Below are 4,745 nucleotides of genomic sequence, written 5' to 3'. Positions count from 1 at the left end.
TACTGAATCAGAACGTCAAAACATCATCGGTAGGGTAGTATCAATCAGAATATTTTAAGTTATCGGAATTTTCGGCGGTTTGGGCTTATAAACCCTATTAGAACTCTTCCCTGATTACTAAGGGATTAAGACAGATGCTTTAAAAGGATTTAATGACTTAAGAAAAATTAGAACTCTTCCCTGATTATTAAGGGATTAAGACGTTTCGCCAAAAATGACAATCGGTGGCATTAAAAAATTAGAACTCTTCCCTGATTACTAAGGGATTAAGACAACACCCGAAAACGGGCAGTCTTGTATGCTACATTAGAACTCTTCCCTGATTACTAAGGGATTAAGACGTGTACCACACAAGTATGACGCAATAGCTTCCTCATTAGAACTCTTCCCTGATTATTAAGGGATTAAGACGCTAGTTTGACGGCATAATTCACCATACACATTAGAACTCTTCCCTGATTACTAAGGGATTAAGACCTCACTGGCACAAAGGCCAGTGACTGTCTTAAATTATAAATCTTTTTTGATTACCCCCTTAATTTGTATAAATTGAGCATGCTCAATTGTTGCTTAACGCCCTTTAATGATTTGTTCTAGGTTCTCTAGCACCCATTCTGGGCACTCCCTAGAACTTGCTTTTGACGAATCAGCCGCCCACGCTTGCACGGTTCTAATACTGTATTTACGTTTGGTTTGCTGTTCTAGAAGTTGTTTAACGGCAAACGTATCTAAATTAGCGTTAACCATTAAACTACGTAGCCTTTGTTTGTTTTCGCTATCCATCAACTTAACTATCCTTGAGCAGTTGTTGTAATAACGCTTGTAATTGTTGCGCGGCAATCGGCAGCTCTATGTCATAACTCGCCTTACGCGATTTAACCGCAACAATCAATTTTTTGCCTTGTTGTAGCAATTGTACGCTGTCCGCTTTGATAGTTTTTTTATCGACTTGAGCATGCTCAATTTTGCCTTTGTTTTGCTGTAAAACCAGATTGACTTGTTTACGGACGTTACCTGACTCAATGCGCTCTTCCAAAATTTCTTGGACAACTTGTTCGGCTGCCAGTGCATTTTGTTCATACAAGCGATTGACTAAATTTAAGGTGGTAATATCTTTAATTTTGCCACTCATGGCCAAATTTTGAATCACAGGAGGTGCTTTAATTAGCCCTAAAGTAATCGATATTTGGCTTTCTGAAATACCTAATTTAGCGGCAGCTTGTTTTTGGGAATCGTTGGATAATTCTTTAACACGTTGATAAGCGCGGGCGGTATCCATTGGCGTCATGGATTGACGATGATTATTTTCGGCAATTTGTAGCAGCAAAATGGTTAATGGTTCAACATCATTACGAATCACCGCTTCAATATTCAAGAGGCTATCAATAGACAAACAAGCTCGCCAACGTCGCTCACCTGCAATGAGTTGATAGCGTTCACCTATTTGCCTAACAACAATCGGTTGAATTAAACCGTTTTGCTCGATACTTAGTCGTAGCTCATCCATGGCCACAGGGTCAAAATAGCTGCGCGGCTGATGGGGGTCTGGGTCAATTAAGTCTTTAGCAATGTGCGCAATTTGATTATTCGCGCGCGCTTCGGCAATTACCTCTCGTTCAAACTCTGCCAAATCAAAACGGTTTTCATTCTCCGTCGCCGCATTATTTGTTACGGTGCTGGGTGTTTTGCGATTAGCAAAAAAGCCTTTTTTACTCATGGCTATTTACCTTGCTGTCAGAATTGAGCATGCTCAATTTTAACACTTCATCGACAAATGCAGAGGCATTGGCTTTGCTTTGGGCATCACCCAAATGAAAAATACTGCTGCCATCAAACACACATTGTCTGTAGGCTTGGCGCATTTGTAATTTGGTATTTAACACAGGTAATTGGTAGGTATTAGCGACATATTCACCAACTTCTCGGCCTAGGGTTGTCCCGACTTGCACACCGTTAATTAAAAAATAAATAGGCGGTTTTTGCTCGCCAAAACGTTCCCAAATATCACGCAACAAATTAATAAAATCCTCTGTACCATCCACATCAAAAGGTGAGGGGCCAACAGGTGTCAAAATTAAATCAGCGGATTTGATTGCACCTAAAATAATTTTTTGGGTCGCATCGCCTTTTTGCCCCAAATTACTGGCACTATCAATGATAATAAAATCATAATGTTGCTTTTCTTTTTTGATTTTTTCGGCAATTAAAGGTGAGTCCCAACGCTCAACCCACGGAATATCTTGCTCATGTGCTAAACCTTCCGCACTAGCGCGCCATTTAAATAAAGATTGTTGAGAATCCGCATCTAATAACAACACACGATGCCCTAAACGTTTTAAGCCTGTCCCTAATGTTGTGGCAATGGTTGACTTACCGACACCGCCTTTTTGGTTGGCGATTAAAATCACTTTTGCCATACTCCACCTCATGATAATAATTAACTAATCATGCACTATAAAACGCACAAAGTGCGCTAGTCAATCCTATTAAGTAGACGTTGCTTACTTTCTTAAACGTGTATTGAGTTGTGAACTCTTAGATATTTGATGATTACAAGGGAGTGTATATAAACTAAAAATAACGTATTTATCAAAATTGAGCATGCTCAATTAACGAGACGCATCTACTGCGCCTAATAATTTTTCGAGTTCGATACGTAATACAGGGCGACTCATTGCGTTATCAATAGTGGCTTTTTCTTGTTCAATTGTACGCATAACCTTAGGAATATTGTTTAGCGCTCGCTTAAAATAATCCTCTTTTTCTGTGACAGATAAGTCTTGCCAACGCTGTAAAAACTTCTCTTTATCAGGAGCTGCCAGTTGATTATCCGTCGCTATTTTAGTCGTTTTAGCTTTAGACTTTGTGGTTTTAGCCGCTTGTTTTATTTGTATTTCTTTTTGCTGTAAATACTGCCCCCCCCAATTACCTGTAAAGGCACTGCTATAAATTGCACCAATATTTACATTTTCACCTTTGGCTAATTTATCTTCAACATAGAGATTAGCACGTTCGATAGTAGCGACTACTAAGTCAATACCATACTTATTCAGATAGTCTTCTTGTTCATTCGTCGGAATAGAAATTTTAGCCTGTGCAAAAGCAGGGTGTAATCCTTTGGTCAATTCCGTAATTGAAGCAATAGAGAGTTTTTGTTGTTTGTGCTGAACCTTAAAGTGCAAGCCTTCTGCTTTGCGGCCATGACGTTTAAACTCAACCTCAATCGTAATATCGGATACAATGCTTTCATTAATTACCTTTAGAGGTTTAGAAATAGTCCAGCGATTTAACTCTGCAAATTGCGGATACTCGTTATCTTGTACACCAATATAGTGACGAAATTCGTCAATACTCATATAAGGCGTACGTTGAACACCAACATAGTCTTTACAGAGCTTGTAAAGAATCGCCTCATACTTGCCATTAAAGCTACTAAATATTTCCCAATGTAATAAATGAAAAATCGCTTTTGCATCATCTAAGCCCTTCATTACATCCTGCAAAAAAGACGGAAGTCGAAAGCCGACTGTTTTACTTGAAACCTCCCATTCTGAAATAAATCCCATCCCTCGCTGAACTTTATTACCGTCTTTTGACAAAATGTTGATAATAATTGGCTCTTTACGTAGTACTTCAAAATCCTCTTTTAATTCAGCTTTTACTGGTTCATAACCTAAATAATCGGCCAATTTGGCAATAGGCACTTTGTACAGAGCATCGTGTACAGACGTCGCATTTTCTTTATATGACTCTCGATAAAAATGTAGCAACAGTATCCAATACTTATACTGACGCAAGCTAATACTGTGACTGATATGTACAACGGCTTGAGATGTTTTTAAGACATATAGGCTATTCGTGGAGTTTTTATCAAGGGTCATATTGTTCGCTATTTAAACATTTTTTCTAATACTAGGCTTTTATCATGTAGATTGTCAAAAAAAATATCTACATGATAAAAGACTAAGAACGAATTGTTTTTTATGATTTGGGGGGGGTGATTCTCTACATGATAGAGACGTGATTTGATGACCAAAAGAACTCACAAAACATACAACGGTCGGAATACTCAGTAGAGGGGGTGATTCTCTACATGATAGGGGGGTGATTCTCTACATGATAGGGGGGTGATTCTCTACATGATAGGGGGTGATTCTCTACATGATAGGGGGGTGATTCTCTACATGATAGGGGGGTGATTCTCTACATGATAAAACGCTGTATCACTTATGTCTCAATGCTTTGGTATTGGTCTAAAGTATTTAAAATATATTAAAAAGCGCGCTATATATGAAAATACCTAAAAAATTATAATTTTTAGTAAAAAAAAATGATTAAAAACTAAAGACGACATCATGAAAGATGTCGTCTTTTAACTAATACTCCTCTGGCAACAATACGGTTGTCACCGACCTATCTGCCTCAGTGATAATCCACACGTTGCTTGTTTCCAAAGGGTAAACCGACATAATACGATAGCCACGTTCAATCGCTTCTTGATTGCTTAAGGCATCTTCGGCAGGCACATTGCCCCAGTCCCCTGATTGATGACGAGCCAATAAACTAAAACACGATGTATTATGTTGAGCTAACAGGTTAAGGGCATTGGGTGTGGCCACCGTTTGACCGAGTGAAAATAAAGGATTGCTACAAAGTAACATGATGATTCTCCGCGTAGGTTAAGGTTAATTAGGTGAAGTAGTTTGAGCTTGTAAACGCTGACCGAGTTTTTGCTTTAAAACACC

Annotated in this window: 5 protein-coding genes and 1 CRISPR repeat array; all 5 genes read right to left on the bottom strand. The window is 38.7% G+C overall.

The window, feature by feature from the left end; all coding sequences use genetic code 11:
• Positions 1–96: 96 nt before the first annotated feature.
• Positions 97–477: a CRISPR direct-repeat array (repeat unit 36 nt; unit sequence ATTAGAACTCTTCCCTGATTACTAAGGGATTAAGAC).
• A gap of 93 nt (positions 478–570) precedes the next feature.
• The 5 genes from C8N29_RS16390 to C8N29_RS16370 all read right to left on the bottom strand — a co-directional run bounded on the left by C8N29_RS16390 (position 571) and on the right by C8N29_RS16370 (position 4,661).
• Positions 571–783: a hypothetical protein gene (locus C8N29_RS16390; RefSeq protein ID WP_107867141.1), complete on the bottom strand. Its 213-nt coding sequence runs from the start codon at positions 781–783 to the stop codon at positions 571–573.
• A 4-nt stretch (positions 784–787) separates the two neighbouring features.
• Positions 788–1,717, bottom strand: a complete 930-nt coding sequence (locus C8N29_RS16385; RefSeq protein WP_107867140.1) for a ParB/RepB/Spo0J family partition protein — start codon at positions 1,715–1,717, stop codon at positions 788–790.
• Positions 1,710–2,417 (bottom strand): ParA family protein, encoded by a 708-nt coding sequence (locus C8N29_RS16380; RefSeq protein ID WP_170107025.1) that lies wholly within the window; start codon positions 2,415–2,417, stop codon positions 1,710–1,712. The genes C8N29_RS16385 and C8N29_RS16380 overlap by 8 nt, the downstream gene beginning before the upstream one ends.
• A 192-nt stretch (positions 2,418–2,609) precedes the next feature.
• On the bottom strand, positions 2,610–3,881 hold the full coding sequence (locus tag C8N29_RS16375) for a replication initiation protein (protein ID WP_107867138.1): 1,272 nt from the start codon (positions 3,879–3,881) through the stop codon (positions 2,610–2,612).
• A 495-nt stretch (positions 3,882–4,376) separates the two neighbouring features.
• Complete coding sequence (locus C8N29_RS16370) at positions 4,377–4,661, bottom strand: hypothetical protein (protein WP_107867137.1); 285 nt, start codon at positions 4,659–4,661, stop codon at positions 4,377–4,379.
• Between the last annotated feature and the right edge of the window lie 84 nt (positions 4,662–4,745).

Origin of the sequence: Agitococcus lubricus (assembly GCF_003051055.1) — a bacterium.
GTDB classification, from domain to species: domain Bacteria; phylum Pseudomonadota; class Gammaproteobacteria; order Pseudomonadales; family Moraxellaceae; genus Agitococcus; species Agitococcus lubricus.
The sequence above is the reverse complement of the archived record's forward strand: the minus strand, read 5'-3'. Positions and strand labels throughout refer to the sequence as shown.

Excerpts from the sequence above, each read along its gene's own strand:
- C8N29_RS16380 (WP_170107025.1), bottom strand. The coding sequence starts at position 2,417 with ATGGCAAAAGTGATTTTAATCGCCAACCAAAAAGGCGGTGTCGGTAAG.
- C8N29_RS16375 (WP_107867138.1), bottom strand. The coding sequence starts at position 3,881 with ATGACCCTTGATAAAAACTCCACGAATAGCCTATATGTCTTAAAAACA.
- C8N29_RS16390 (WP_107867141.1), bottom strand. The coding sequence starts at position 783 with ATGGATAGCGAAAACAAACAAAGGCTACGTAGTTTAATGGTTAACGCT.
- C8N29_RS16385 (WP_107867140.1), bottom strand. The coding sequence starts at position 1,717 with ATGAGTAAAAAAGGCTTTTTTGCTAATCGCAAAACACCCAGCACCGTA.
- C8N29_RS16370 (WP_107867137.1), bottom strand. The coding sequence starts at position 4,661 with ATGTTACTTTGTAGCAATCCTTTATTTTCACTCGGTCAAACGGTGGCC.